This window comes from Brevundimonas sp. Root1423 (assembly GCF_001426805.1).
Genome location: NZ_LMFL01000012.1, coordinates 477,172 through 500,849, shown reverse-complemented (window position 1 = coordinate 500,849; position 23,678 = coordinate 477,172). Strand labels below are relative to the sequence as shown.

17 protein-coding genes and 6 pseudogenes are annotated in these 23,678 nt (G+C 68.2%); 13 read left to right on the top strand and 10 right to left on the bottom strand.

What is annotated here, in order from left to right:
* Positions 1-62: 62 nt before the first annotated feature.
* Entirely contained in the window at positions 63-509 is a 447-nt protein-coding gene (locus ASD25_RS09720; RefSeq protein WP_056616773.1) for a hypothetical protein, read from the bottom strand.
* A 253-nt stretch (positions 510-762) separates the two neighbouring features.
* On the opposite strand from ASD25_RS09720, the gene groES reads away from it, so the two are divergent.
* The 4 genes and pseudogenes from groES to groL all read left to right on the top strand — a co-directional run.
* Positions 763-1,047 carry a co-chaperone GroES gene (gene groES / locus ASD25_RS09715; protein ID WP_056616771.1) on the top strand — a complete coding sequence of 95 codons (285 nt, stop codon included), beginning with the start codon at positions 763-765 and terminating at the stop codon, positions 1,045-1,047.
* A 54-nt stretch (positions 1,048-1,101) separates the two neighbouring features.
* Positions 1,102-1,394, top strand: a pseudogene (locus tag ASD25_RS31880) (TCP-1/cpn60 chaperonin family protein); the annotation flags it as partial.
* A gap of 1 nt (position 1,395) precedes the next feature.
* Positions 1,396-1,634, top strand: a pseudogene (locus ASD25_RS31875) (TCP-1/cpn60 chaperonin family protein); the annotation flags it as partial.
* A 1-nt stretch (position 1,635) separates the two neighbouring features.
* Positions 1,636-2,878 (top strand): annotated as a pseudogene (groL, locus tag ASD25_RS09705) (chaperonin GroEL); the annotation flags it as partial.
* A 114-nt stretch (positions 2,879-2,992) separates the two neighbouring features.
* Here the strand turns inward: groL and potE are convergent.
* Entirely contained in the window at positions 2,993-4,360 is a 1,368-nt protein-coding gene (gene potE, locus ASD25_RS09700) for a putrescine-ornithine antiporter (protein WP_056616765.1), read from the bottom strand.
* Between the two features lie 29 nt (positions 4,361-4,389).
* Positions 4,390-6,771 (bottom strand): ornithine decarboxylase, encoded by a 2,382-nt coding sequence (gene speC / locus ASD25_RS09695; RefSeq protein WP_056616763.1) that lies wholly within the window; start codon positions 6,769-6,771, stop codon positions 4,390-4,392.
* A gap of 343 nt (positions 6,772-7,114) precedes the next feature.
* Between speC and ASD25_RS09690 the strand changes: the two genes are divergently transcribed.
* Positions 7,115-8,614, top strand: coding sequence for an ATPase domain-containing protein (locus ASD25_RS09690; RefSeq protein ID WP_056616761.1), 1,500 nt, complete (start codon positions 7,115-7,117; stop codon positions 8,612-8,614).
* Complete coding sequence (locus ASD25_RS09685; protein ID WP_056616758.1) at positions 8,611-10,299, top strand: response regulator; 1,689 nt, start codon at positions 8,611-8,613, stop codon at positions 10,297-10,299. Before ASD25_RS09690 ends, ASD25_RS09685 begins: the two co-directional genes overlap by 4 nt.
* Positions 10,300-10,311: 12 nt before the next feature.
* Here the strand turns inward: ASD25_RS09685 and ASD25_RS31215 are convergent, their stop codons facing one another.
* Both ASD25_RS31215 and greA read right to left on the bottom strand, forming a co-directional pair.
* Positions 10,312-10,464: a hypothetical protein gene (locus ASD25_RS31215; RefSeq protein ID WP_200943577.1), complete on the bottom strand. Its 153-nt coding sequence runs from the start codon at positions 10,462-10,464 to the stop codon at positions 10,312-10,314.
* 122 nt (positions 10,465-10,586) lie between these two features.
* The gene (greA, locus tag ASD25_RS09680; RefSeq protein WP_056616756.1) at positions 10,587-11,063 is read right to left on the bottom strand and encodes a transcription elongation factor GreA; all 477 of its coding nucleotides are present in this window, start codon (positions 11,061-11,063) and stop codon (positions 10,587-10,589) included.
* Positions 11,064-11,312: 249 nt separating this feature from the next.
* Between greA and ASD25_RS09675 the strand changes: the two genes are divergently transcribed.
* The 3 genes from ASD25_RS09675 (at position 11,313) to ASD25_RS09665 (ending at position 15,022) form a co-directional block, all read left to right on the top strand.
* A complete protein-coding gene (locus tag ASD25_RS09675; RefSeq protein WP_056616753.1) occupies positions 11,313-12,518 on the top strand; it encodes a TIGR03862 family flavoprotein in 1,206 nt (401 codons plus the stop codon).
* A gap of 60 nt (positions 12,519-12,578) precedes the next feature.
* On the top strand, positions 12,579-13,316 hold the full coding sequence (locus ASD25_RS09670) for a hypothetical protein (RefSeq protein ID WP_056616750.1): 738 nt from the start codon (positions 12,579-12,581) through the stop codon (positions 13,314-13,316).
* Positions 13,317-13,387: 71 nt separating this feature from the next.
* Positions 13,388-15,022 (top strand): M28 family metallopeptidase, encoded by a 1,635-nt coding sequence (locus tag ASD25_RS09665; protein WP_056616747.1) that lies wholly within the window; start codon positions 13,388-13,390, stop codon positions 15,020-15,022.
* Positions 15,023-15,026: 4 nt separating this feature from the next.
* Here the strand turns inward: ASD25_RS09665 and ASD25_RS09660 are convergent, their stop codons facing one another.
* Entirely contained in the window at positions 15,027-15,641 is a 615-nt protein-coding gene (locus ASD25_RS09660; protein ID WP_056616744.1) for an NADPH-dependent FMN reductase, read from the bottom strand.
* Between the two features lie 110 nt (positions 15,642-15,751).
* Between ASD25_RS09660 and ASD25_RS09655 the strand changes: the two genes are divergently transcribed.
* Positions 15,752-16,822: a serine hydrolase gene (locus ASD25_RS09655; RefSeq protein WP_056616741.1), complete on the top strand. Its 1,071-nt coding sequence runs from the start codon at positions 15,752-15,754 to the stop codon at positions 16,820-16,822.
* On the opposite strand, the gene ASD25_RS09650 is transcribed toward ASD25_RS09655, so the two are convergent.
* The 3 genes and pseudogenes from ASD25_RS09650 to ASD25_RS09640 form a co-directional block, all read right to left on the bottom strand.
* Entirely contained in the window at positions 16,819-18,270 is a 1,452-nt protein-coding gene (locus ASD25_RS09650) for a DHA2 family efflux MFS transporter permease subunit (RefSeq protein ID WP_056616738.1), read from the bottom strand. The two genes, ASD25_RS09655 and ASD25_RS09650, sit on opposite strands and share 4 nt — an antisense overlap.
* 25 nt (positions 18,271-18,295) lie before the next feature.
* Entirely contained in the window at positions 18,296-19,219 is a 924-nt protein-coding gene (rarD, locus tag ASD25_RS09645) for an EamA family transporter RarD (RefSeq protein WP_056616735.1), read from the bottom strand.
* Positions 19,220-19,387: 168 nt separating this feature from the next.
* A pseudogene (locus ASD25_RS09640) lies at positions 19,388-20,322 on the bottom strand (aspartate-semialdehyde dehydrogenase).
* Between the two features lie 165 nt (positions 20,323-20,487).
* Between ASD25_RS09640 and zapE the strand changes: the two are divergent.
* From zapE to ASD25_RS09625, 3 genes and pseudogenes are all read left to right on the top strand, one after another.
* Positions 20,488-21,562 (top strand): annotated as a pseudogene (gene zapE, locus ASD25_RS09635) (cell division protein ZapE).
* Between the two features lie 61 nt (positions 21,563-21,623).
* The gene (locus ASD25_RS09630; protein ID WP_056616731.1) at positions 21,624-22,145 is read left to right on the top strand and encodes a YbjN domain-containing protein; all 522 of its coding nucleotides are present in this window, start codon (positions 21,624-21,626) and stop codon (positions 22,143-22,145) included.
* Positions 22,146-22,182: 37 nt separating this feature from the next.
* Positions 22,183-22,605 (top strand): lysozyme inhibitor LprI family protein, encoded by a 423-nt coding sequence (locus ASD25_RS09625; RefSeq protein ID WP_056616728.1) that lies wholly within the window; start codon positions 22,183-22,185, stop codon positions 22,603-22,605.
* A gap of 168 nt (positions 22,606-22,773) precedes the next feature.
* Here ASD25_RS09625 and ASD25_RS09620 read toward each other — a convergent pair.
* Positions 22,774-23,650, bottom strand: a pseudogene (locus ASD25_RS09620) (malate dehydrogenase).
* Positions 23,651-23,678 lie beyond the last annotated feature (28 nt).

Sequence of the window (23,678 nt, the reverse complement as noted above, 5' to 3'; positions counted from 1 at the left end):
CGAAACGCCCGCCTCTCCTGCCCTCGCCCGACCCTACTTACGCGGCCGGACGAAAACCTTGATCACCAACGGCGGTCGTAGCGGTAGTCGCGCGCGCGGTGGTTCTGCCAGCTGCGCCACTCGCCGTGGTTCCGCCAGAAGCGGCCGTCGCGATAGTAGCCGCGGCCCGAATAGGTCCGGCCTTCGACATAGGCGCCGTAGCCGTTCCCGTAGGCGTTGCCATAGCCGTAGGAGCCGTCGCGGCTGTTGATGCCGTGTTCACGCTCCCAGTGGCCGAGGTTCCGGTAGCAGCGGCCGTCGCGGTAATACTGACAGTCCGGGCCGCGATAGGTCCCCTGCTGGCCGTAGTAACGGTCCTGCGTCGATACGCCGAGGACCGCACGGACCGCGGCGTCGATCAGGGGATCGCCATACGACTGTGCGGCGGCGGGGGTGGCCGAAGCAAGGCCCACAGCCAGGGCGGCGGCTGCGCCGGCGCCGACGGTCTTCAGATTGATGAAACTACGCATCGGATTGCTCCTCGCTGGTACGCCGACGGGTCGGCATTGAGGGCAATCTATCCGCGCGCGCATGTACGGAGCCGGAGCAGTCTGTTCAGGTTGCAGTCAGGTCCCCGCCGTGTGATCGCCGGAATTCGGATGCGGCCGCGCTTGACGGAGCGGCCCCGCAACCCTACTTGCCGCTCGCGTTAGCACTCGGGCGTCATGGCTGCCAAAAGCGCCCGCGTTCGGGACTCAATCGAAGAAGTTTGGAGACAATCAGATGGCGTTTCGTCCGCTCGGCGACCGCGTGCTCGTGAAGCGCGTTGAGGAAGAGTCCAAAACCAAGGGCGGGATCATCATCCCCGATTCGGCCAAGGAAAAGCCCCAGGAAGGCGAAGTCGTCGCCGTCGGACCCGGCGTCCGTGACGAGCGCGGCACCGTCAACGCCCTCGAACTGAAAGCCGGCGACCGCATCCTGTTCGGCAAATGGTCGGGCACCGAGGTCAAGCTGGAAGGCGTCGACCTGATCATCATGAAGGAATCCGACGTCCTGGGCGTGCTCTGAGCACCCGACGCCTGATCCTTCCCCCTCGATAATTAGAAACAGGAGCAGCCTCACATGGCCGCGAAACAAGTTCAGTTCTCCACCGACGCCCGCGAGAAGATGCTGCGGGGCGTCAACATCCTGGCCAATGCGGTCAAGGTGACCCTGGGCCCCAAGGGCCGCAACGTCGTGATCCAGAAGTCCTTCGGCGCCCCGCGCTCGACCAAGGACGGCGTCTCGGTGGCCAAGGAAATCGAGCTGGAAGACGCCTTCGAGAACATGGGCGCCCAGATGATCCGCGAGGTCGCCTCCAAGACCAATGACAAGGCCGGCGACGGCACCACCACCGCCACCGTCCTGGCCCAGTCNGACGCCTTCGAGAACATGGGCGCCCAGATGATCCGCGAGGTCGCCTCCAAGACCAATGACAAGGCCGGCGACGGCACCACCACCGCCACCGTCCTGGCCCAGTCGATCGTCCAGGAAGGCCTCAAGGCCGTGGCCGCCGGCATGAACCCGATGGATCTGAAGCGCGGCATCGACAAGGCCGTGACCGTCGTCCTGGCCGACATCAAGGCCTCCAGCCGCAAGGTCAGCGCCAACTCCGANCATGAACCCGATGGATCTGAAGCGCGGCATCGACAAGGCCGTGACCGTCGTCCTGGCCGACATCAAGGCCTCCAGCCGCAAGGTCAGCGCCAACTCCGAGATCGCCCAGGTCGGCACCATCTCGGCCAACGGCGACAGCGAAGTCGGCGACATGATCGCCAAGGCCATGGAAAAGGTCGGCAACGAAGGCGTCATCACGGTTGAGGAAGCCAAGACCGCCGAGACCGAGCTGGACGTCGTCGAAGGCATGCAGTTCGACCGCGGCTACCTGTCGCCCTACTTCATCACCAACGCCGACAAGATGGAGGTCCAGCTCGAGGAGCCGCTCATCATGCTGCACGAGAAGAAACTCTCGTCGCTGCAGTCGATGCTGCCGATCCTGGAAGCCGTGGTCCAGTCGGGCCGCCCCCTCCTGATCATCGCCGAGGACATCGAGGGCGAGGCCCTGGCCACGCTCGTCGTCAACAAGCTGCGCGGCGGCCTGCGCGTCGCCGCCGTCAAGGCTCCGGGCTTCGGCGACCGCCGCAAGGCCATGCTGGAAGACATCGCCGTCCTGACCGGCGGCCAGGTCATCTCGGAAGACCTCGGCATCAAGCTGGAAAACGTCACCCTGGACATGCTGGGCAAGGCCAAGAAGGTCACCATCACCAAGGACGACACCACCATCGTTGACGGCGTCGGTGAGAAGGACGCGATCGAGGCCCGCATCGGCCAGATCAAGACCCAGATCGAGGCGACCACCTCGGACTACGACAAGGAGAAGCTGCAGGAACGTCTGGCCAAACTGGCCGGCGGCGTCGCGGTCATCCGCGTCGGCGGCTCGACCGAAGTCGAAGTGAAAGAGAAGAAGGACCGCGTCGACGACGCCCTCAACGCCACCCGCGCGGCGGTCGAGGAAGGCATCGTCCCCGGCGGCGGCATCGCCCTGCTGAAGGCGACCAAGGCGCTTGAAGGCCTGAAGGGCGACAACGCCGACCAGACGGCCGGCATCGCCATCATCCGCCGCGCCATCCAGGCCCCGATCCGTCAGATCGTCGAGAACGCGGGCGTCGAAGGCTCGATCGTCGTCGGCAAGGTGCTTGAAAACGCCTCGGCCACCTGGGGCTTCAACGCCCAGACGGAAGAGTATGTCGACATGATCCAGGCCGGCGTCATCGACCCCGCCAAGGTCGTGCGCACGGCCCTGCAGGACGCCGCCTCGGTGGCCGGCATCCTGATCACGACGGAAGCGGCCGTGGCCGAGCGACATGGACTTCTGATCCGGTCGTTCAGCAGCCAGCTGAAACGGAAGAGGGCGGGTCCGGAGACGGGCCCGCCCTTTCTGGTTTTTACGACCGTCCGTAGCGACCCGTTTGTGTCAGGTCGCGGGCGCCCGGGCGGCGGTCATGAAGCGCGGGGAAATCCAGGCCCAGATGACGAAGCCGACGCACATGACCATCGTACCGCCGAAGACCGCATCCTTGCCGGACAGGGCGATGGCGTAGACGCTGTAGGCCATGCCCAGGAAGGCGATCGCCGTGGTCGTGCGGAACTTTCCGGAAGACACCTTGGCCGTCCTCATCATCACCAGCAGGGCCGACAGGGCCATGACGTAGGGGATGACGTTGGTGACCACCGCCAGATTGACCAGGGCCGAGAACTGCTCGCTTAGCGACGGCGACATGGTCATCAAGGCCAGACCCGACTGGGCGGCGGCCAGGATGATCATGCCGATCACTGGCGCGCCCATGCCGTTCACCTTCGAGAAGATGGGCGGCATCATGCGGTCCAGGGACGCGGACTTGGCGGTCGAGGCGATGGTGAACTGCCAGCCCAGCAGAGAACCGAGGCAGGCCAGGACGGCGAGGGCCATGACGATGCTGCCGACCATCGGGTTGAACATCTGGGCGAAGGCCAGGGCGAAGGGTCCGGTCGAGGCGGCCAGGTCGGCGTTGGGCACAATGCCCTGGATGACCGCAGTCGACAGGATGTAGATGAAGGCGGCTCCGAGCGTGCCGAACATGCAGGCCAGGGGCACGTCGCGCTTGGGGTTCTCGACCGCGTCCGAGTTCTGGGCCGCGGACTCCATGCCCAGGAACGCCCAGAGCGTCAGCGAGATGCTGGAGCGCATGCCTTCGCGAAGGGTCAGATCGTTCGGATTCCAGGCGGCGGAAAAGGTGTCCGGGCTGAACCAGAACCAGCCGAACAAAGACAGGAAGCCAACGGGCAGGATGATGCCCCAGACGGTGACGGCGCCGATGCGGCCGGTGATCTTGGGCCCGCCGAAATTGGCGGCCGAGGTCAGCCACAGCAGGCCGATCAGCCCCATGCAGGTGATGAACGGCGTCGAGGTGAGGATGGGGAAGAAGCCCGCCAGATAGCCGATCGCCGAGATGCCGATGGCCACATTGGCGATCAGCAGCGACAGGAAATACAGGAAGAAGACCAGGAAGTAGCCGGACCGCCCGTAGGCGTCCTCGGCGTAGGCGGCCATGCCGCCCGGCCGGTGATTGTACAGGCCACATTGGGCGAAGCCGTAGGCGATGGCCATCGAGCCCACCGCCGTCACCAGCCAGGAGAGCAGCGAGATCGCTCCCACCTGCGCCATGTTGGTGGGCAGCATGATGATGCCCGAGCCCATCATGTTCACCGCCACCAGGAAGGTGAGCTGGATGAGACTCATCTTCTTCTTGCCGACGGGCGCCGCAGCCGCCCCGCCCGTCGCGGTTGCTGAGAGTTCAGCCATGAAACCGGTCCTTCTCGTTGTGGGTCTCGTCACTCACGGACGACGTAGGTGTGGAATTTGATTTCCCCCGCCGGGTCTCCGCCGGGCGTGACGACACGCTCCTGGAAGACGCCCTGGACCTCGTAGTTGAAGCCGGGGAATCGGTTGAACGACTCCTGGAAGGTGAGGAAGTAGTCGCGCATGGCGTGGGCCGCGTCGTCCCAGCGCTCGCCGGGGACGATGACGCCGATGCCGGGCGGATAGATCAGGGCGAGGGTCGCGGAGATGCGGCCGTGCGCCTCTTCGAGGGAGACATAGTCGACCTCGTTGCCGACCAGCGCCGCATAGGCCTCTTTCGAGGTGATCGCCGGTTCGGGGAAGCTGGTGGCGCGGAAGCACTGGCGCTGCAGTTCCTTGACGTTCGCCCCGCGATAGAAGTCGTGCATCTCCTTGCAGACCTGCCGGATGGTGTAGCCGGCGTAGCGGTCGCGGTTGGCCGCGAAGACGGTCGGCAGCACCTCCTGGAGGGGCGCGTCGCGGTCCCACAGGTTCTTGAAGTGGACCAGTTTGGCGATGAGGGTGTTGAGCTTGCTCTCGTCCTCGGCGGGGGTCATCAGGAACAGGATGCTGTTCAGGTCGCATTTCTCGGGGACCACCCGCATCTCGCGCAGATAGTTGGCCACGACCGTCGCCGGCACGCCGAACTCGCCGTATTCGCCGGTCTTGCGATCGATCCCGGGGGTGATGAGCACCAGCTTGTTGGGATCGGCCATGGCGTAGCCTTCGGCGTAGCCCTGATAGCCGTGCCATTCCGATTCCGGGTGGAAGGCCCAGCATTGCTGCTCGTGCTTGATCACCTCGGTGGGCAGGCTCTCCCAAGGTGCGTCGACGACGTCCTTCGTGTGTTTCGAATCCTTGATGGTCACGACATCGGGGACGAAGGGGTCGAAGAACCATTTCTCTTCGGGACCCGCGCCGGTGCGCTCGTAGTAGTCCTTGAACTCGCGGAACTTCTTGCGCGCATCGACGCCCAGCTCGATGCAGCGGTCCCACAGCATCTCGCCCGCCTTGCCCTCATGGACCTTGGCGTTGACGTCCAGCGAGGCGAACAGAGGATAGAAGGGCGAGGTCGAGACGGCCATCAGAAGCGACTCGTTGAACCGCTTGTGCTCGACGTAGCGGCGCTGGCCGGCGATGTGCTCGTCGCGCTTGTGGATCTGCGAGGCCTGCGAGAAGCCCGCGCCCTGTTTGTGCACCGACTGGGTCGAGAACAGGCCCGGCATGTCCGGGCTCAGGTCCTTCAGCCGCATCGGGCTGTGGCCCTCGAACAGGGGGTGGAAGGCGTTGTAGCCGATCCAGGCCTCGTCCCAGAGGACGTAGTCGCAGAGGTGGCCGATCTTCTCGAGCACCTTGTTCACATTGTAGATCGTGCCGTCGTAGGTCGCGAGCTGGATGCAGGCCATGCGGAACGGCCGCTCGGCCTTGGCCCGGTCCGTGTCCTTGATCAGCGGGTGTTCGGCGATGCGTTTGCGCAGGGTGTCCTCGTCCCACGCCTCCCAGTCGACGGCGCCGATCATGCCGAACGGATTGCGCGCGGTGGGCAGGAAGATCGGGATGGCGCCGGCCTGGACCAAGGCGCCCTGGTGCAGGGATTTGTGATTGTTGCGGTCGAACAGGACCAGGTCGCCGGGCCGGAGCAGGGCGTTGGTGACCACCTTGTTCGAGGTGCTGGTGCCGTTGAGGACGAAATAGGTGCGGTCGGCGCCGAAGATCTTCGCGGCCGCCTTCTGCGCCTCGACCGCCGGCCCCTCGTGGATCAGCAGGTCGCCCAGATCGACGTCGGCGTTGCACAGGTCGTTGCGGAAGATGGCCTCGCCGAAATGCTTGTAGAACAGCTGGCCGGCGGGGGATTTGCGGTAGAATTGTCCGCCCTGGTGGCCGGGACAGTCGAAGGCGATGTTGGCCTCGCCGTCATAGGCGACCAGGCCGCCGAAGAACGGGGGAAGCAGCGTCTTGCCGTAGTTCACCAGGCTGCCGATGACCTGTTTGGCGTAGAAGCCGGGGGTCTGCTGGCCCAGATAGATGTAGCCGTCGACGTCGCCGGTCAGGGCCACCACGTCGATGTCGGAGATGCCGCGCGCATCAGCCAGAGCCCACAGCGGGGTGCGGAAGCCCAGTCCCCGAACGGCGCGGGCGAAGGTCCGTGCTTCTTCGACGACGCCGTCAATACTGCCGATATAGGCGCCGACGGAGGCGTCCTCCCAGACATCGCGCGTGAAGCCGTCGCGGACCTCGACCTCAAAGCCCTCGGCTGTGATCTGGTCGAGAACCTCCTTGATCTGGCGATTGTCCCGATCAACGAAGGCCACGACCTTGAGCATCTTGTGGAACGGGATGGAGACCGTCGGCGCCTTGACGTCGCGCGGAATCATCGGCCGCTCGGCGAGGCTCCTGGCGCCCTCAGAACCCCCGCTCAGGCCGCCGTCGGCGCTGGTTTTCGGAGTTGAACCCTGAGAGTCCACAGCAGCCTCCATCCACGGACTCCAAGAGCCCGTGATCCCACCCGGAATAGTTCATTGGCCCGGGCCGGGGGCTATCGGGGAAAACCCGCGATACGGGGGGGAATCGATAGGGGGAAACGCCGTGTTCGATCCCCGCGCAGTGCCTTCCGACGTCCCGGGAAGGGCGGGAGAGGCCCCTCTTTTTTTGCCCCTCGTCGCCTGTAACCTTATCCATATCCGTGCGTTACGGCTTAGCTAGAGCCATGAGAGGGCCATGACGAAAAACGCGAAAACCCCGGCCATGCAGGCCGTGTTCGGAATCACCGGACTGGACGACATCCTCGCCGGGGGGCTGGCGCGTGACCGGCTCTATCTGCTGGAGGGCAATCCGGGGACCGGCAAGACCACGGCGGCGATGAGCTTCCTTATGGCGGGCGCGGCGCAGGGTGAGACCTGCCTGTACATCACCCTGTCAGAGACCGAGGAAGAGCTGCGCGACACCGCCCGTTCGCACGAATGGTCGCTGGAGGGGATCGACATCTTCGAGCTGGTTCCGCCCGAGAGCCTGCTGGACGAACAGCAGCAGCAGAGCCTGCTGTATTCCTCCGACCTGGAACTGGGCGAGACCACGCGGATGATCATCGACGCCGTGGACAGGGTTGGGCCGAAACGGGTGGTGATCGACAGCCTGTCGGAGATCCGCCTGCTGGCTCAGGGCTCGCTGCGCTACCGGCGCCAGGTGCTGGCGCTGAAACACTATTTCGCGCGGCGCGGGACGACGGTGCTGCTGCTGGACGACCTGACCACCGACATCAACGACAAGACGGTTCATAGCGTCGCGCACGGCGTTATCCAGCTGCAGGAGCTTGCGCCTGAATACGGCGCCGAGCGGCGGCGGGTGCGGGTGATCAAATACCGCGGGCGGCGGTTCCGCGGCGGCTTCCACGACTTCACCATCAAGACCGGCGGGCTGGAGGTCTATCCGCGCATCGTGGCGTCGGAGCACCGGACCAGCTTCGAGCGCACGGCGATGTCGAGCGGCGTGCCGGGGCTGGACGCCCTGCTGGGCGGGGGCGTGGAGCGGGGCTCAAGCGCTCTGATCCTGGGGCCGGCGGGGACGGGCAAGTCGCTGTTCGCGATCAATTTCGCGGTGGCGGCGATCGCGCGCGGCGAGAAGGCGGCGCTGTTCATCTTCGACGAGGAACTGGGCCTGCTCTACGACCGGATGAAGAGCCTCGGCATCGATCTGGAGGCCATGCAGGCGAGCGGGAACCTGATCGTCGAACAGATCGACGCGGCGGAGCTGTCCCCCGGCGAGTTCGCGGCGCGGGTGCGGCATTGCGTGGGCGAGCAGCAGATCAAGACGGTCGTGATCGACAGCCTGAACGGCTATCAGGCGGCCATGCCGCAGGAGCAGTTCCTGGTGCTGCACATCCACGAGCTGCTGCAGTATCTGAACCGGCAGGGCGCCTCGACCTATCTGACCGTGGCCCAGCACGGGCTGGTCGGGGACATGAAGGCGCCGGTCGATGTGACCTATCTGGCCGACACCGTGATCCTGCTGCGCTATTTCGAGGCGCTGGGCAATGTCCGGCGGGCCGTGTCGGTGATCAAGAAACGCGCCGGCGGCCACGAGAAGACCATCCGCGAGTTCGAGATCGGCGAGGATGGGCTGACGCTGGGCGAGCCGTTGAGCGGCTTCCAGGGCGTGCTTCGCGGGGTGCCGAACTTCGTCGGCCAGGGATCGGGACTGATGGGCGACGCCTCGGCATGAGCCGGGGCGGGCAACTGTCGGAACGGGTGCTGGTGCTGGCGCCGACCGGGCGCGACGCCGCGATCGCGGCCGCCATCCTGGGCGAGGCGCGGGCGCCGACCCGGATCTGCGCCGGTCTGGCCGAACTGCTGGACGAGATGCGCGCGGGCGCCGGCATGGCGGTGCTGGTCGAGGAGGCGCTGAGGGACAGCGACCTGTCGGGTCTGTCGCAATGGATCGACAGCCAGCCGTCGTGGTCGGACTTTCCGTTTCTGGTGCTGACGCACCGGGGGGGCAGCGTGGAGCGCAATCCGATGGCCAAACGGCTGTCGGTGACGCTGGGCAATGTCGGCTTTCTGGAGCGGCCCTTCCATCCGACCACCCTGGTCAGCGCCGTGCGCACCGCCCTGCGCGGCCGGAACCGTCAGTACGAGGCGCGCGAACGGATCGAGGAAATCCGCCGGGCCGAGAGCCTGCTGGAGCGGCGGGTGGCCGAGCGCACGGCCGAGCTGGAGGCGGCCAACCGCCAGCTGGCCGCGCAGATCGCCGAACGCGAGCGGGCGGAATCGGCCCTGCGGCAGGCGCAGCGGCTGGAGGCTGTCGGCCAGCTGACCAGCGGCGTGGCCCACGACTTCAACAATCTGCTGACCGTGGTCATGGGCAATGTCGAGCAGATGAGGAAGGGCGAGACCGATCCCAGGGTGATGCGCCGGCTGGACATGATGAGCGAGGCCTCGGCGCGGGGCGCGCGGCTGACGGCCCAGATGCTGGCCTTCTCGCGCCGGCAGAAGCTGGAGCCGCGGGCGGTCGATCTGAACGAGACGGTGCGCAGCATGGGCGACATGTTGCAGAGCGCGATCGGCGGCAGCGTGCACATCGAGCCGCCGCAACTGGCCCCCGACCTGTGGCCGGCGATGATCGATCCGACGCAGATCGAGCTTGTGATCCTGAACCTGGCCATCAATGCGCGCGACGCCATGGCCGTGGGCGGGTCCCTGCTGATCCGCACCGAGAATGTGACGACGGGCGAGCCGGCCCGGCCCGAGGAGCCGCCGGCCGGGGATCATGTGGTGGTGTCGGTGACCGATACCGGATCGGGCATGACCGACGCGGTTCTGGCGCGGGTGTTCGAGCCCTTCTTCACCACCAAGGAAGTCGGCAAGGGGTCGGGTCTGGGGCTGAGCCAGGTGTTCGGTCTGGCCAAACAGTCGGGCGGCGGGGTGAGCATCGACACCGAGGTCGGCCGGGGCACGACGATCCGCATCTTCCTGCCGCGTGCCGGTTCGGCGCCGGTGCGCGAGCGGGAGGCCAGCCATGAACTGCTGACCGCGCGCGAAGCCGGTCTGGTCGTTCTGGTCGTCGACGACGATGACGCCGTGCGGGAGGTGACAGCCGGATTCCTGAGCGATCTCGGCTATGAGGTCGTCGAGGCGGGCAGCGGCGGGGCGGCGCTGGATCAGCTGGACCAGCACCGGAAGATCGACGCCATGGTGCTGGATTTCGCCATGCCCGGGATGAACGGGGCCGATCTGGCGCGCGAGCTGCGGATGCGCTGTCCGACCGCGCCGATCCTGTTCGCCACCGGCTATGTCGACGCCGAGGCCCTGACCGGTATCAGCGAGGGGCTGATCGTGCACAAGCCGTTCACCCAGGCCGAGCTGGCCCGCAAGCTGTCGCGGACGCTGGCGGGCGCCGCGGCGGCCTGAGGCCCGGGAAGTCTACTCGTCCTCGAGCGGAGGCAGGCCGGCTTCCTTGCGGGCGGCGGCGGCGGCTTTCTTTTCAGCCTTGGCGGCGGCCTTTTCGGCGGCCTTCTTGGCGTCGGCGCGCTCGCGTTCCTGACGCTCGAAACTGTAGTTGGGTTTACGGGCCATGGGCGGCTTCTTTCTTTTTCTGCGCTGGCGCGCTGCGCGCTGCTTGAGCGCGGGAAGCGCCGCAGGAGCGCCTTATGTTCCCCAAGGTGGGGCAAGCGGGCGCCCGGGGCAACCATTGACGGTCAATCGACGGCGACGATCTCAACCGACTGGCCGGCGACGACGGCCTCGTCGCCCACGGTCTTGCCGATCAGGGCGACCGCGAGGGGCGAGACGTGGCTGACCGAACCGGCGGCCGGATCGGCCTCGTCCTCGCCGGTGATGCGCCAGGTCTGGGCCCGGCCGTCCTCGCGTTCGATGGTGACGGAGCCGCCGAAGCGGACGCGGCCGTCGGGCTCGGTCTCGACCAGCTGGGCGGTGGCCCTACGGGCGGACCAGTAGCGCAGGTCGCGGGTGGCGCGGGCCATGGCGGTGCGGTCGGCCTCGATGTCGCCCTTCGACTGGGCGGCGCTGTAGGCGGCGCGGGCCGAGGCCAGGGCGGACTCGATCGCGGCCATGCCGGAGGGCGTGACGAGGTTGGGGTGCGGGGAAATCGGACGGTCGGGAAGATCGGCGGCCGTGGCCTCCAGATCCTCCTCGCGGGTGAAGGCGACGCTCATGGGAGATGAGCGTATGCGCGATACGGGTGTTCCCGGACAGGTTTTTTGTGTCTCCCTTCTGTCGTCATCCCGGCGAAGGCCGGGACCCAGCGGCGCCGAAGGCGACCTGCTCTCGCAAGCTGTGTCGGGCTGATGCGCACCTGACAGGTTCGCGCTCTCGCGCGCCGCTGGGTCCCGGCCTTCGCCGGGATGACGGCAAGGGGGTGGTGCGGGTCGCCGGGATGCACGGAAGGGCGTAGGGACTGCGCGATGAGCGAGATGAAGACAGTCCATGTGATCGGCGCCGGGCCCGCCGGGCTGATGGCGGCCGAGCGGCTGGCGCAGGCGGGAGTGCGCGTCGTGGTGCATGAGGCCATGCCATCGGTCGCGCGCAAATTCCTGATGGCCGGGCGGGGCGGACTGAACCTGACGCATTCGGAGGGGATGGAGGGGTTCGTCGGGCGGTATGGGCCGGCGACCGGCGTGGTGGGCGCGTGGTTGGAGCGGTTCTCGCCCACGCATCTGATCGGCTGGGCCGAGGGGCTGGGGCAGGCGACGTTCACGGGCTCGTCCGGGCGGGTGTTTCCGCGGGCGATGAAGGCGTCGCCGCTGCTTCGGGCCTGGCTGGCGCGGCTGGACGGGCTGGGGGTCGAGGTGCGGACGCGGTCGCGCTGGGTCGGTCGGAGGGACGGGGCCTGGGTGTTCGGGACACCGGAGGGCGAGGTCCTCGAGCGGCCCGATGCGGTCGTGTTGGCCATGGGCGGGGCAAGCTGGCCGAGGCTGGGGTCGGACGGGGCCTGGGCCGCAATGCTGGAGGGCGTGGAGACGGCGCCGTTCCGGCCCTCGAATGTGGGTTTCGACGTGGAATGGTCCGAGGTGTTCGCGGGGCGGTTCGCCGGTGAACCGTTGAAGCCTGTGGCGATGACCCATGGAGACCAGACAGTGCGCGGCGAGGCCATGCTGACGCGCTACGGAATCGAGGGCGGCGCTGTCTATGCGCTGTCGGCGGGGCTGAGGGACGCGATCGAGCGCGACGGGACAGCTGTGCTGACCGTGGACCTGAGGCCTGATCTGTCGGTCGAGGCGCTGGCGGGACGGTTGGCGAAGCCGCGCGGCAAGGACAGCGTGACCAACTGGCTGCGCAAGGCGGGCGGGCTGTCGGCGCCGGCGGTCGGGCTGTTGCGCGAGATACCGGGCGAGCTGCCGGCGGGGTCGGACAAGCTGGCGAAACGGATCAAGGCGGTGCGGCTGACGCTGACCGGGGTGCAGGGGCTGGCGCGGGCGATCTCGTCGGCGGGCGGGGTGAGGCTGGACCAACTGGACGACGGGCTGATGTTGACGACCATGCCGGGCGTGTTCGCGGCCGGCGAGATGCTGGACTGGGAGGCGCCGACGGGGGGCTATCTGCTCCAGGCGTCAATGGCGTCGGGGGCGGCGGCGGCGGAGGGTGTGGTGAGGTGGCTGGCGGCGCGGTGAAACACCGGGGAAGCGTTCGAGCCATTGCGGACATCGGGCAGGCAGCGCAGGCTGACAGGCATGCGCCGCGCCGTTCGCCTCCTGATCGCCTCGCTCTGTCTGAGCGCCTCGTCCCAATCCGTTCATGGACAGGACGCGGGGGCCGCCCCCACGAGAGACGTTCGGGAGATCGTGCAGCGGCTGGCCTTCGATCCGGGGACGTTCTTCCCCTCGCCGCACATCAAGGACCACGCGGTCGTGAGGATCGCCTACACCGGCGATGACTACGCATGGCCGGTCTACGCGATCGCCGTGGCGGAAGGCTGCGTCGACGGTGAAAACATTCCGCGCGACCATTGCGCGTCTCGCCTGAGAGCCCGGATGGTGCGGGCGCCCGCAGTGGACGCCCCGTCCAGCCCCCGGCACAGAGGGTCGCGTCTCATCGCGCGGTTGATGGAAGACGGATCGACGTCGCCGGCGCAAATTCAGGCGTCGTTGCAGGGTATGGGGGTCGAGTGGGTCGAGGCGGATCTGCGAGACTGCCCCGGGGCGGTGCAGGCGCTGGCCCGGTCCGCAGACGCGACCTGGGTGCCGGAAGCCATCGCCAACCCCCGCCCCGGCGACGAACTGTCCGGGATGGTCTTGCACGCCGATATCGTCCAGGTCGAATTCAAGCAGTATGCGAGGCTGGCCAGCTACCAGGGCTGGATCGCCGAAGGGTCGCCGGCGGCATGGGCGGTCGAATTCGCGTCGGCGCTCGAACCCTGCTGGCGGCCCGCCAGTGTGCAGGCTCCGTGGCTCCGCCAGACCTTGCCGTGACGCACGGGTCACGCGGAGGTGACGACCGGCAGGGAGTGACCGTTCCTGATCGAAGGGGCTAGAACGGTCGCATGACCCAGCATCGTTTGATCCTCGCCGCCGCCGTCGCGGCCCTCCTGTCCGCCTCCCCGGCCCTCGCGCAGCAGGCCGAGGGGGCGCGGCTGAACGAGCATGTGCGGGTGCTGGCGTCCGACGAATTCGAGGGACGAGGCGTGGCGACGCCTGGCGAGCAGAAGACGGTCGACTATGTGGTCGGGCGGTTCCAGGCGTTGGGGCTGGAGCCGGGCGGGCCGGACGGGTCGTGGGTGCAGGCGGCGCAGCTGGGTCGGACGCGGCAGGACGGGCCGGCGACGATCACGGTCTCGAGCGGAGGTCAGACGCGGGCGCTGCAGCGGGGGCCGGACGTGCTGGTGTCCAGCGACCGTCCGGTGAACCACATCACGGTGACGGACGCGCCGGTGGTCTTCGCCGGCTATGGCGTCGACGCGCCCGAGCGGCAGTGGGACGACTTCAAGGGCGTGGACCTGAAAGGCAAGGTGCTGCTGGTCATCGTCAACGACCCGGACTTCGGCGCGCCCGAGGGGCATCCGGTGGCGGGGCGGTTCGACGGCAACGCCATGACCTTCTACGGCCGCTGGACCTATAAATTCCAGGAGGCGGCGCGGCAGGGGGCGGCGGCGGTGCTGGTGATCCACGACACGGCGGGCGCCGGCTATGGCTGGAGCGTGCTGGAGGGGTCGTCGACGGCGCCGAAGTTCGACATCGTGCGGGCGACCCCGGACGCCGAGCGCGTGCCGGCGCAGGGGTGGATTCAGGGGCCCGTGGCCGAGCAGCTGTTCGCCGATGCGGGGCTGGATTACGCCGCCCTGCGCGAGGCGGCGCGGACGCCCGAGTTCTCGCCGGTGACGCTGGACGGGGTGACGATGTCGATCGACTTCGGCCAGACCGCCGACCGGATCGAGAGCCGGAATATTCTGGCGCGGATCCCGGGGGCGCTGCACCCGGAAGAGACGGTGCTGTACGGCGCCCACTGGGACGCCTACGGCCGCGCGACGCCGGTGGGGGACGACGACATCTATAACGGCGCCGTCGACAATGCGACGGGCGTGGCCGGACTGATCGAGCTGGCGCGGCTGTTCAAGGCGGGGACGCCGCCCGAGCGGTCGGTGGTATTCGCGGCATGGACGGCCGAGGAGGCCGGGCTGCTGGGGGCGGAATACTACGCCGCCAACCCGGTGTGGCCGCTGGAGACGACGGTGGCCAATATCAATATGGACAGCTTCCTGCCCGGCACCGAGGTCTCACCGCAGATCGTCGTCATGGGGGCGGGCAAGAGCCAGACGGATACGTGGCTGGAGCGGCGGGCGACGGAACAGGGGCGGACGTTGATCCCCGACCCGGCGCCCCAGGCCGGCGGCTTCTATCGGTCCGACCATTTCCCGCTGGCGAAGAAGGGCGTGCCGGCCCTGTTCGGGGCGGCGGGCTTCACCGGGCACAATGAGGCCAGCCGCGACTATGTGGCGAACCGCTATCACAAGCCGTCGGACGAATGGACGAGCGAGTGGGTGATGGACGCGGCGGCCGTGGACGTCGACCTGCTGTACGCCGTGGGCCGCGATCTGGCCGACAGCGGCGACTGGCCGGAGTGGAACGCGGGGGCGGAGTTCGAGGCGGCGCGGGCGTCGTCGGCGCCGCGCCGGCAGTAGGGGGCTAGCCGCCCTTCGCCCCGCCGGCGTGCGCGGAATCCTCGGCCAGCAGACGGCGGCCGCGGACGATGATGTCGACCCAGTTGGAGAAGGCGCCGGCCAGGGTGATGACGACGTCCTTGAGCGGACCGTCGTGGAGGCAGCCGTCCGCGTCGAACTTGTCGTCCGTCACCCCGCCCAGATAGGCCTCGGGCTGCTGCATCAGCGGCATGTTCAGAAACACGCAGGCCTGACGCAGCTGGTGGTTGGCGCCGAAGCCGCCGATGGCGCCCGGCGAGGCGCTGACGATGGCGGCGGGCTTCTTGTCCCAGACGCTCTGGCCCCATGGGCGGGAGCCGACGTCGATGGCGTTCTTGAGCACGCCGGGGACGCCGCGGTTGTATTCGGGGGTGCAGAACAGGACGCCGTCGGCGGCGGCGATCTCCTGCCGGAAGCGGACGAAGGCGGGCGGGGGCGGGCCGGCGTCGCTGTCCTGATCGTAGAGCGGCAGGTCGCCGATTTCGACCAGATTGCAGTCCAGCATGTCCGAGGAGAAGGCGCAGATCGAGCGCGCGATCTTGCGGTTGATACTGTCCTTGCGAAGGCTGCCGACGACGATTGCGATCTTGTGTCTGGTCATGGGGGTGTTCCTTCGCGGCGGCGGTTTCAGTCGCTCCTGACGGAAATCCTGACGGGGGCCGCCGTTCCGCCGGGGTGACGGATCGGGCAGGCGCCGGTAGGACATGGGGCATGACCACCCTCCCCGACATCCACGGCGTCTGCCCGCCGCGCTTCGCCGCCGTGAAGGACGCCTTCGCCGCCAATTTCACCGAGGCGCCCGAGGGGCTGAACGAACAGGCGGTTCCGTACGGCCCCGAGACGCTGACGCCGGTGTTCTCGACCGGCAAGGCGGTGATGTCGCTGCTGATCGCCACGGCGGTGGAGCGCGGCAAGCTGTCGTATGACGAGCCGGTCTCGACCCTGTGGCCCGCCTTCGGCCAGGCCGGCAAGGACCGGGTGACGGTGGCCCAGATGATGAGCCATCAGGCGGGGCTGCCGGGCTTCTCGGAGACGGTCGATCCGTCGATCTGGTTCGACCGGGCGGCGGTGCTGGAGCGGCTGGCGGCGCAGGCGCCGATGTGGCCGCCGGGCACGGCGTCCGGCTATCACCCGATCACCATCGGCTTCCTGGCCGGCGAGCTGTTCCGGCTGGCGGACGGGCGCAGCATGGGCGCGGCCCTGCGCGAGGATTTCGCCGGGCCGTTCGGGCTCGACCTGTGGATCGGCCTGCCCGAGTCGGAGCACGGGCGGGTGGCGGCGCTGCGCAAGCCGGCCTCGGCGCCCGATCTGGGGACCATCGATGCGATCAAGACCTCGGCCTTCCTCGACAAGGGATCGGCGCCGGGCGGACGCGGCTCGACTGAGTGGCGGACGATGGAGATGCCCTCAGCCAATCTGCACGGCACGGCGCTGGATCTGGCGCGGATCATGGGGGTGCTGGCCAACGGCGGGATGCTGGACGGGCAGGCGGTGTTGTCGCCCGGCGTGCTGGCCGAGATGACGCGCGAGCGGATCCACGGCCGGGACAAGGTGGTCCCCTTCGACGTCAGCTGGGCGGCGGGACTGATGCGCAATGAGGGGCTGCACATTTTCGGACCCAATCCGACGGCGGTGGGCCATTGCGGCTGGGGCGGAAGCTGCGCCTTCGCCGATGCGGACGCGGGGGTGTCCGGGGCCTATGTGATGACGCGGCAGTCGCCCTATCTGGTCGGCGACCCGCGGGCGCAACGGTTGATCGGGGCGCTGTACGAGGGGCTTTAGGCGCCTCGTTTCGGCGCTGTCAGGCCGCCGATGACCCCCGCCAGAAAGGCCATCGCGGCGCAGGTCAGGATGACCACGCGGAAGGCGGCGTGGAAGGCGTCTGCGGCGGCGGCCTCCAGGTCGGCGCCGGCCATGACCCGACCGAGAAGTTCGCGAGCGTCGGGGCTGTCGGCGCGGGCGACGAAGACGGCGGAGAGGATCACCCCCAGCAAGGCGACAGCCAGCAGGCCGGCGACGCGGGCCACGGCGTTGTTGACGCCCGAGGCTATGCCCGTATGGCCCGGCGGGACCGCGCCCATGACGGCGGCGGTCAGGGGGCCGACGGCCAGGGTCATGCCGATCGCCATCACCGTCATCCCCGCCAGCGGCCCGTCGACATAGCCGGCGCCGGGTCCGGGCAGGGCCAGAAGGGCGAGGCCGACGCCGGCGAGGATCGGGCCGAGGCTGAGCGACAGCCGGGCGCCGAAGCGGTCGGCCAGCTTGCCGGCGAAGCCCGAAAACAGACCCATGACGACGGCGAAGGGCAGCATGGCGGCGCCGGCCATGGTGGCGCTGAAGCCCTGCACCCGGATCAGGTCATAGGGCAGGAAGAACATGGCTCCGCCCAGCGCGAAATAGAGCAGCAGCGTCAACAGGTTGATTCCGCTGAACACGGATGATCGGAACATGCCCAGCGGCATCATCGGGTGTGTCTCGCGGGCCTCGGCCCAGAGGAAGGCGGCGAGGCCGAGAACGCCGACGATCAGGCCGCCGAGGATTCCGGTATGGGCCCAGCCGAGATCGGGGGCGGCGGTCAGGCTCCAGGTCAGGGCGCCGAGGCCGGTCATGGCCAGAAGGGCGCCGGGCCAGTCGAGACCGCGCGCGCCCTCGTCCCGGCTTTCGGGCACGGCCTTGAGAGTGACGATGACGGTGAGGAGGGCCAGCGGGACGTTGATCCAGAAGATGAAGCGCCAGTCTGCCTGATCGGCCAGCCAGCCCCCGACCAGCGGCCCGACCATGCCGAAGATGGCGCCCGCCCCGGCCCAGGTCCCGAAGGCCTTGCCGCGTTCCTCGGGCGGGAAGGCGGCGCCGATGACGGCGAGGGCGCCGGGCGTCAGCAGGGCCGCGCCGACGCCCTGTAGCGCGCGGCCGGCGATCAGAAGCTGGACGGTCGGGGCCAGACCGCAGGCGATGGAGGCGAGGGAGAAGACGCCGACGCCGATCAGGAAGACGCGCCGCCGGCCGAACCGGTCCCCCGCCGCCCCGCCGATCAGGACCAGGGCCCCCAAGGTCAGCAGATAGGCGTTGGACACCCACTGCACGGCGGCGGGTCCGGCGCCGAGGTCGCTCTGGATCGACGGCAGCGCCACGCCCAGCGCCGAGCCGTCGATGAAGGTCAGGCTGGAGCCGAGGACGGTGGCGGCGAGGATCCAGCGCTTGCGGGCGGGCGACAATGATTGACCGGCCATGGCGCGCTCCGCGTGGAGCCCGACGCTAGGCCGGTTCCGCCGAACGCTTCAAGGCCTCGCGCGCGGCGCGGTGGCGGAAGAAGGCCGCGGCCGCGAAGACGCCCGCGCCGCCCCAGATGAAGACGAAGCTGATGATGCGCAGGGGCGTCAACGCCTCGCCGGCCCAGACGCCGACGGCGAACTGGAGGGTGGGGGCGAGGAACTGGATGAAGCCGATCGTCGACAGGGGCAGGCGACGCGCCGACCATGCGAACAGGGCCAGCGGCAGGACCGTGGCCGGGCCGTTGGCGAGGGCCCACACGGTGTTGACCGGGCTGTCGAAGGCCACACCGGCGCCGGTGTGCTGGAGCCACAGCACCCATGCCAGACCGAACGGGACCAGCAGCAGGCATTCGACCAGCAGGCCGGCTTGGGCGTCGACGGGCGCGCGTTTGCGGATGACGCCGTAGCTGGCGAAGCTGAGCGCCAGGACGATGGAGATCCACGGCGGACGACCGAGCGCCGCGGTCTGGAAGGCGACGCCGACGGCGGCCAGGCCGATGGCGACCCAGCCCCATTTGTCGATCTTCTCGCGGAACAGCCACAGGCCCACGACCATGTTGAGCAGCGGGTTGATATAGTAGCCGAGGCTGGCTTCCAGCGTGGCGTGGTGCGTCGTGGCCCAGACGTAGAGGCCCCAGTTGACCCCGATCAGCAGGGTGGAGACCGTCAGCCAGCCGAGCGTCTTCGGCGAGGCGAAGACGGCGCGGACCTGACCGCCCTGACCGGCCAGAACGACCAGCAGGCCCGCGACCGCCACGGCCCACAGGGCGCGGTGGGCGAGGATCTCGAAGGCGTCGAAACCGGCCGCGTGCTGGCCCATGAACAGCAGGGGCATGAAGCCCCACATGACATAGCAGCCGAAGGCGGACAGCAGGGCGGCGCGGGGGGCGGACGGCGTTTGCGTCATCCCCTGATCCTTTCACACCGTCATCCTCGGGCTTGTCCCGAGGACCCATGGCGGGGAGGCCACGGGCGGCGATAGGCGTGAACCGCTGACGGTTCGTGCGACGGATGGATGGGTCCTCGGGACAAGCCCGAGGATGACGGCGGTGTTGTTGTGACGGTTGTGGGAGCCCTAGACCGTGATGCTTCGATACCCCGACGACGGCTTGATCATGCCCGTCTCGTCCAGCAGCTGGGCGATCTGGACGGCGTTCAGGGCCGCGCCCTTGCGCAGGTTGTCGGAGACGACCCACAGCGACAGGCCGTTCTCGACGGTCGGGTCCTTGCGGATGCGGCTGACGTAGACGGCGTGTTCGCCGGCGGCGTCGACGGGGGTGATGTAGCCGTCGTGCTCCTGCTTATCGATGACCATGACGCCGGGGGAACTCGAGGTTCACGGATTCCGAATGGCCGACGAAGACGGGCACGCGCACGCAGGTGACCGTCAGCTTGATGTCGGGATCGAGGATCTTGTGCGTCTCCTTCCACATCTTGGCTTCCTCGTCGGTGTAGCCGTCGTCGAGGAAGGACCCGATGAAGGGGATGACGTTGAAGGCGATCTGTTTCGGGAACAGCTTGGGACGCGCGTCGCCCAGGCCGTAGATGGCCTTGGTCTGGTTCCACAGCTCGTCCATGCCCGCCTTGCCGGCGCCCGAGACCGATTGATAGGTCGAGACCACGGCGCGTTTGATCTTCGCCGCGTCATGCAGGGGCTTGAGGGCCACGACCAGCTGGGCGGTCGAGCAGTTGGGGTTGGCGATGATGTTCTTCTTCGACGCCAGCTTGATGGCGTCTGACCATGGGGCCGGCCGCGCCGATCTTTTCCGACCAGGCGCGCGAGGCGTCGCCGCCGGCGCTCATCAGCACCAGATCGACCTGGGAGAAATCGAACAGTTCGATGTCCTCGCATTTGATCGTCTTGTCGCCGAAGGAAACCTCGACGCCCTTCGACTTGCGCGAGGCGACGGCGTGCATCTCCTCGACGGGGAAATTCAGTTCCTCGAGGATGTTCAGCATTTCCCGGCCGACGTTGCCGGTGGCGCCTACGACGGCGACTTTATAGCCCATGGGGTGGTCCTTCGGACGCGCTAACGCTCGGCTCGCGGAGCCTCGCTGCTTGAGCGCAGGGTGGTGTTGGGTTCCGGCGAGCCGGAGCGTGGCGTCTATGTGGGCTTTCGCGTGCGCGAAGCAATCGCTTTTCAGCGAGAGCCGGCCCGGCTAAGCCCGAGAACGATGCCCTCACGCATACGCACCGCTTATGACCGTCGTTTGGCCGACGGCCGGCTGACCCCCGATCCGTCGCAGGTCGTGGTCGTCGAGGCCCTGTCGCGGCTGGAGAAGGATCTGCGGAAAAAGGCGCCGCTGGGCGGGTTGTTCGGCCAGACCGAGGTGCGCGGCGTCTATCTGTGGGGGCCGCCGGGGCGGGGCAAATCCATACTGATGGACCTGTTCTACGCCTGCGCGCCCGAGCCGCGGAAGACGCGGGCCCACTTCCACGCCTTCATGGCCCGGGTCCACGACCTGATCGGCCAGTGGCGCAAGGGCGATGCGAAGACGCGCAAGGCCGGTGGCCGAGCTGATCGCGTCGGAGGCCCGGTTGCTGTGTTTCGACGAGCTGCAGGTTACCGACATCGCCGACGCCCTGATTTTGGGCCGGCTGTTCGAGGCGCTGTTCGAGCAGAATGTGGTGCTGGCCGTGACCTCGAACCGGGCGCCGGATCAGCTGTATCTGAACGGGATCAACCGCGAACTGTTCGTCCCCTTCATCGACATGATCGAGGAGAAATGCGTCGTCGTCAGCGTGTCGGGCACGCACGACTGGCGGCTGGACCGGCTGATGGGCGACAAGGTCTGGTTCTCGCCTGCGGATGAGGCCTGCCGCGCCGCGTTCGAGGCGCTGTGGTCGGACCTCAAGGGCGATCAGCAGGAATGTCCGGCGCATCTGAAAGTGCAGGGCCGCGACGTGGTCATCGAGCGCACCGACGGCGGGCTGGCGCGCGCGACCTTCGCCCAGCTGTGCGGGACGGCTCTGGGACCGCAGGACTATCTGGCGATCGCCGAGCGGTTCCACACCCTGTTCGTCGAGGACGCGCCTGTGCTGGGCCCGGCCAACCACCATGAGGCGCGGCGGTTCGTGACCCTGATCGACGCCCTGTACGAGGCCGGGACGCGGCTGGTCGTTCTGGCCGAGGCGGCGCCCGAGGCCCTGTACCAGAAGGGCGTCGGCGCCTTCGAATTCGAGCGGACGGTGTCGCGCCTCAACGAAATGTCGGGGGCGGAGTGGCTGGCGCGCGAAAGAACGTCGTAAGGTGGCCGCCACAATTTCGCTGGGACCCCCGGTCCACAGTTCGCCATCCCGGAGATTTCCCATGCGCCTGCCCCTCCTGTTCGCCGTCCTCGCCCTCGGCGCCGCCTCCCCGGCCCTCGCCCAGACGCCCGCGCCCGCCGCGCCTGTGGCCACGACCAAGGGCGTGGTCGTCGCCGACGCCCGTACCTGGCTGATCGGACTGGGCGGCTCAGTGGCCGAGCCGGCGTCGGAGGGCGGGGCGCAGGTCCTGACCGTTGCCGACCAGCCGCTGCCCTGGACCCTGACCTTCTACAACTGCGCCGGCGCGTCCCTGTGCGACGACATGCAGTACAGCGCTGTCTTCACGGGCCCGATCACGGCCGAGCAGATCAACAACTGGAACCGCGAGAACCGCTATCTGAAGGCCTTCTTCGTGCCCGGCGAGACGCCGGACGCGGCCGGCGCCATCGCCCAGTACGACGTGGTGCTGACCGGCGTGGGCACCGAGCATCTGCAGGAGCCGACGGTGATCTGGCTGCAGATGCTGCGCCAGTTCGCGCAGAGTCTGGCGCAGGCGGCGAACGGGGCTCCGCCGGCGCAATAAGGCCGCCTACCGGCGTTCGGCGTGCTAGCGTCGAAACATGATCACGCTTCTCATCGCCGCCCTGCTCTCGGGTCAGGACTACAACGACCCCGCCAATCGCTGCGCCAACCCCATGAACGGGCTGGACGTCAGCGCCTGCACCGAAATGCTGCTGAACGCGGAGACGGCGCGTATGGACCGGTATCTGGCGGCGGCGAGCGCGACCCTCGAAGGCCGCACATCCGGGTCCGGCGGGGATTTCGCCGCGGCCCTGGCGGAGAGCCAGACGCAGTGGGAAGCCTATGCCGACACGGCCTGCGGCCTGGCCCGGGATGCGTCCCACTATCTCGCGCAGGACTGTCGGAAGGGGCTGACGCAGGAGCGGACCCTCTATCTGTGGACGTTTTTCCTCGTCCGGGACGACGGCCCCGCGCTCCTGGACCATCCCGAGCCGCTCATGGTCGAGACCGCCCCCGAATGAAAAAAGGCCCCGGATCGATCCGGGGCCTTTTGTCTCCTCCCCATCCCTGATGGGGAGGTGTCGCGGCGCATCTTCGCGCCGTGACGGAGGGGAGCCGCGCCGCCTTACCCCTCCACCGCTTCGCGGTCCCCCTCCCCATCGCTTCGCGACAGGGAGGAGACAGCAGGCCTAGGCGAGGCTTCCGTCGATGTCCTTGCAGGCCTGGATCAGGCCGTTCACGGACTCGACCGATTTGGCGAACATCGCCTTTTCGTCGTCGTTGGTGGTGAACTCGACCACCTTCTCGACGCCGGCGGCGCCGATCATCGCCGGCACGCCGACATAGAGGTCTTTCAGGCCGTATTCGCCCGACAGCCAGACGGCGCAGGGCAGGACGCGCTTCTGGTCCAGAAGGTAGGACTTGGCCATGGCGATGGCCGATTCCGCCGGGGCGTAGAAGGCCGAGCCGGTCTTCAGCAGGGCGACGATCTCGCCGCCGCCCTTGCGGGTGCGGTCGACGATGGCGTCCAGCTCGGCCTGCGACAGGAAGCCGGCCTTGACCGCGTCGGGCAGGTGGCCGCCCAGGGTCCAGGCGTGGATGTCCTGCACCGAGACGCCGGTCTTCTCGGCGAGGAAGTAGGCGAAGCGGGCCGAGTCGAGCACGCCGGCCATGCCGACGACCTTCTCCTTCGGCAGGCCCGAGAATTTCTGCAGGGCCCAGACCATGGCGTCCAGCGGGTTGGTGATGCAGATGACGAAGGCGTTCGGGGCGTGCGCCTTGATGCCCTCGCCGACGGCCTTCATGACCTTCAGATTGATGCCGATCAGGTCGTCGCGGCTCATGCCCGGCTTGCGCGGCACGCCGGCGGTGACGATGCAGACGTCGGCGCCAGACATCCGTGCCGATCACAGCGGTGGCCTCGGCGATGTCGAGCGCCTTGCCCTGGGGGGTGCCTTCCGCGATGTCGAACAGGATGACGTCGCCCAGCGCTTCACGCGCCGCGACGTGGGCCAAGGTGCCGCCGATCATGCCGGCGCCGATAAGGGCGATCTTCGCGCGAGCCATATCATTCTCCGTTGGCCTATCGCGCTTC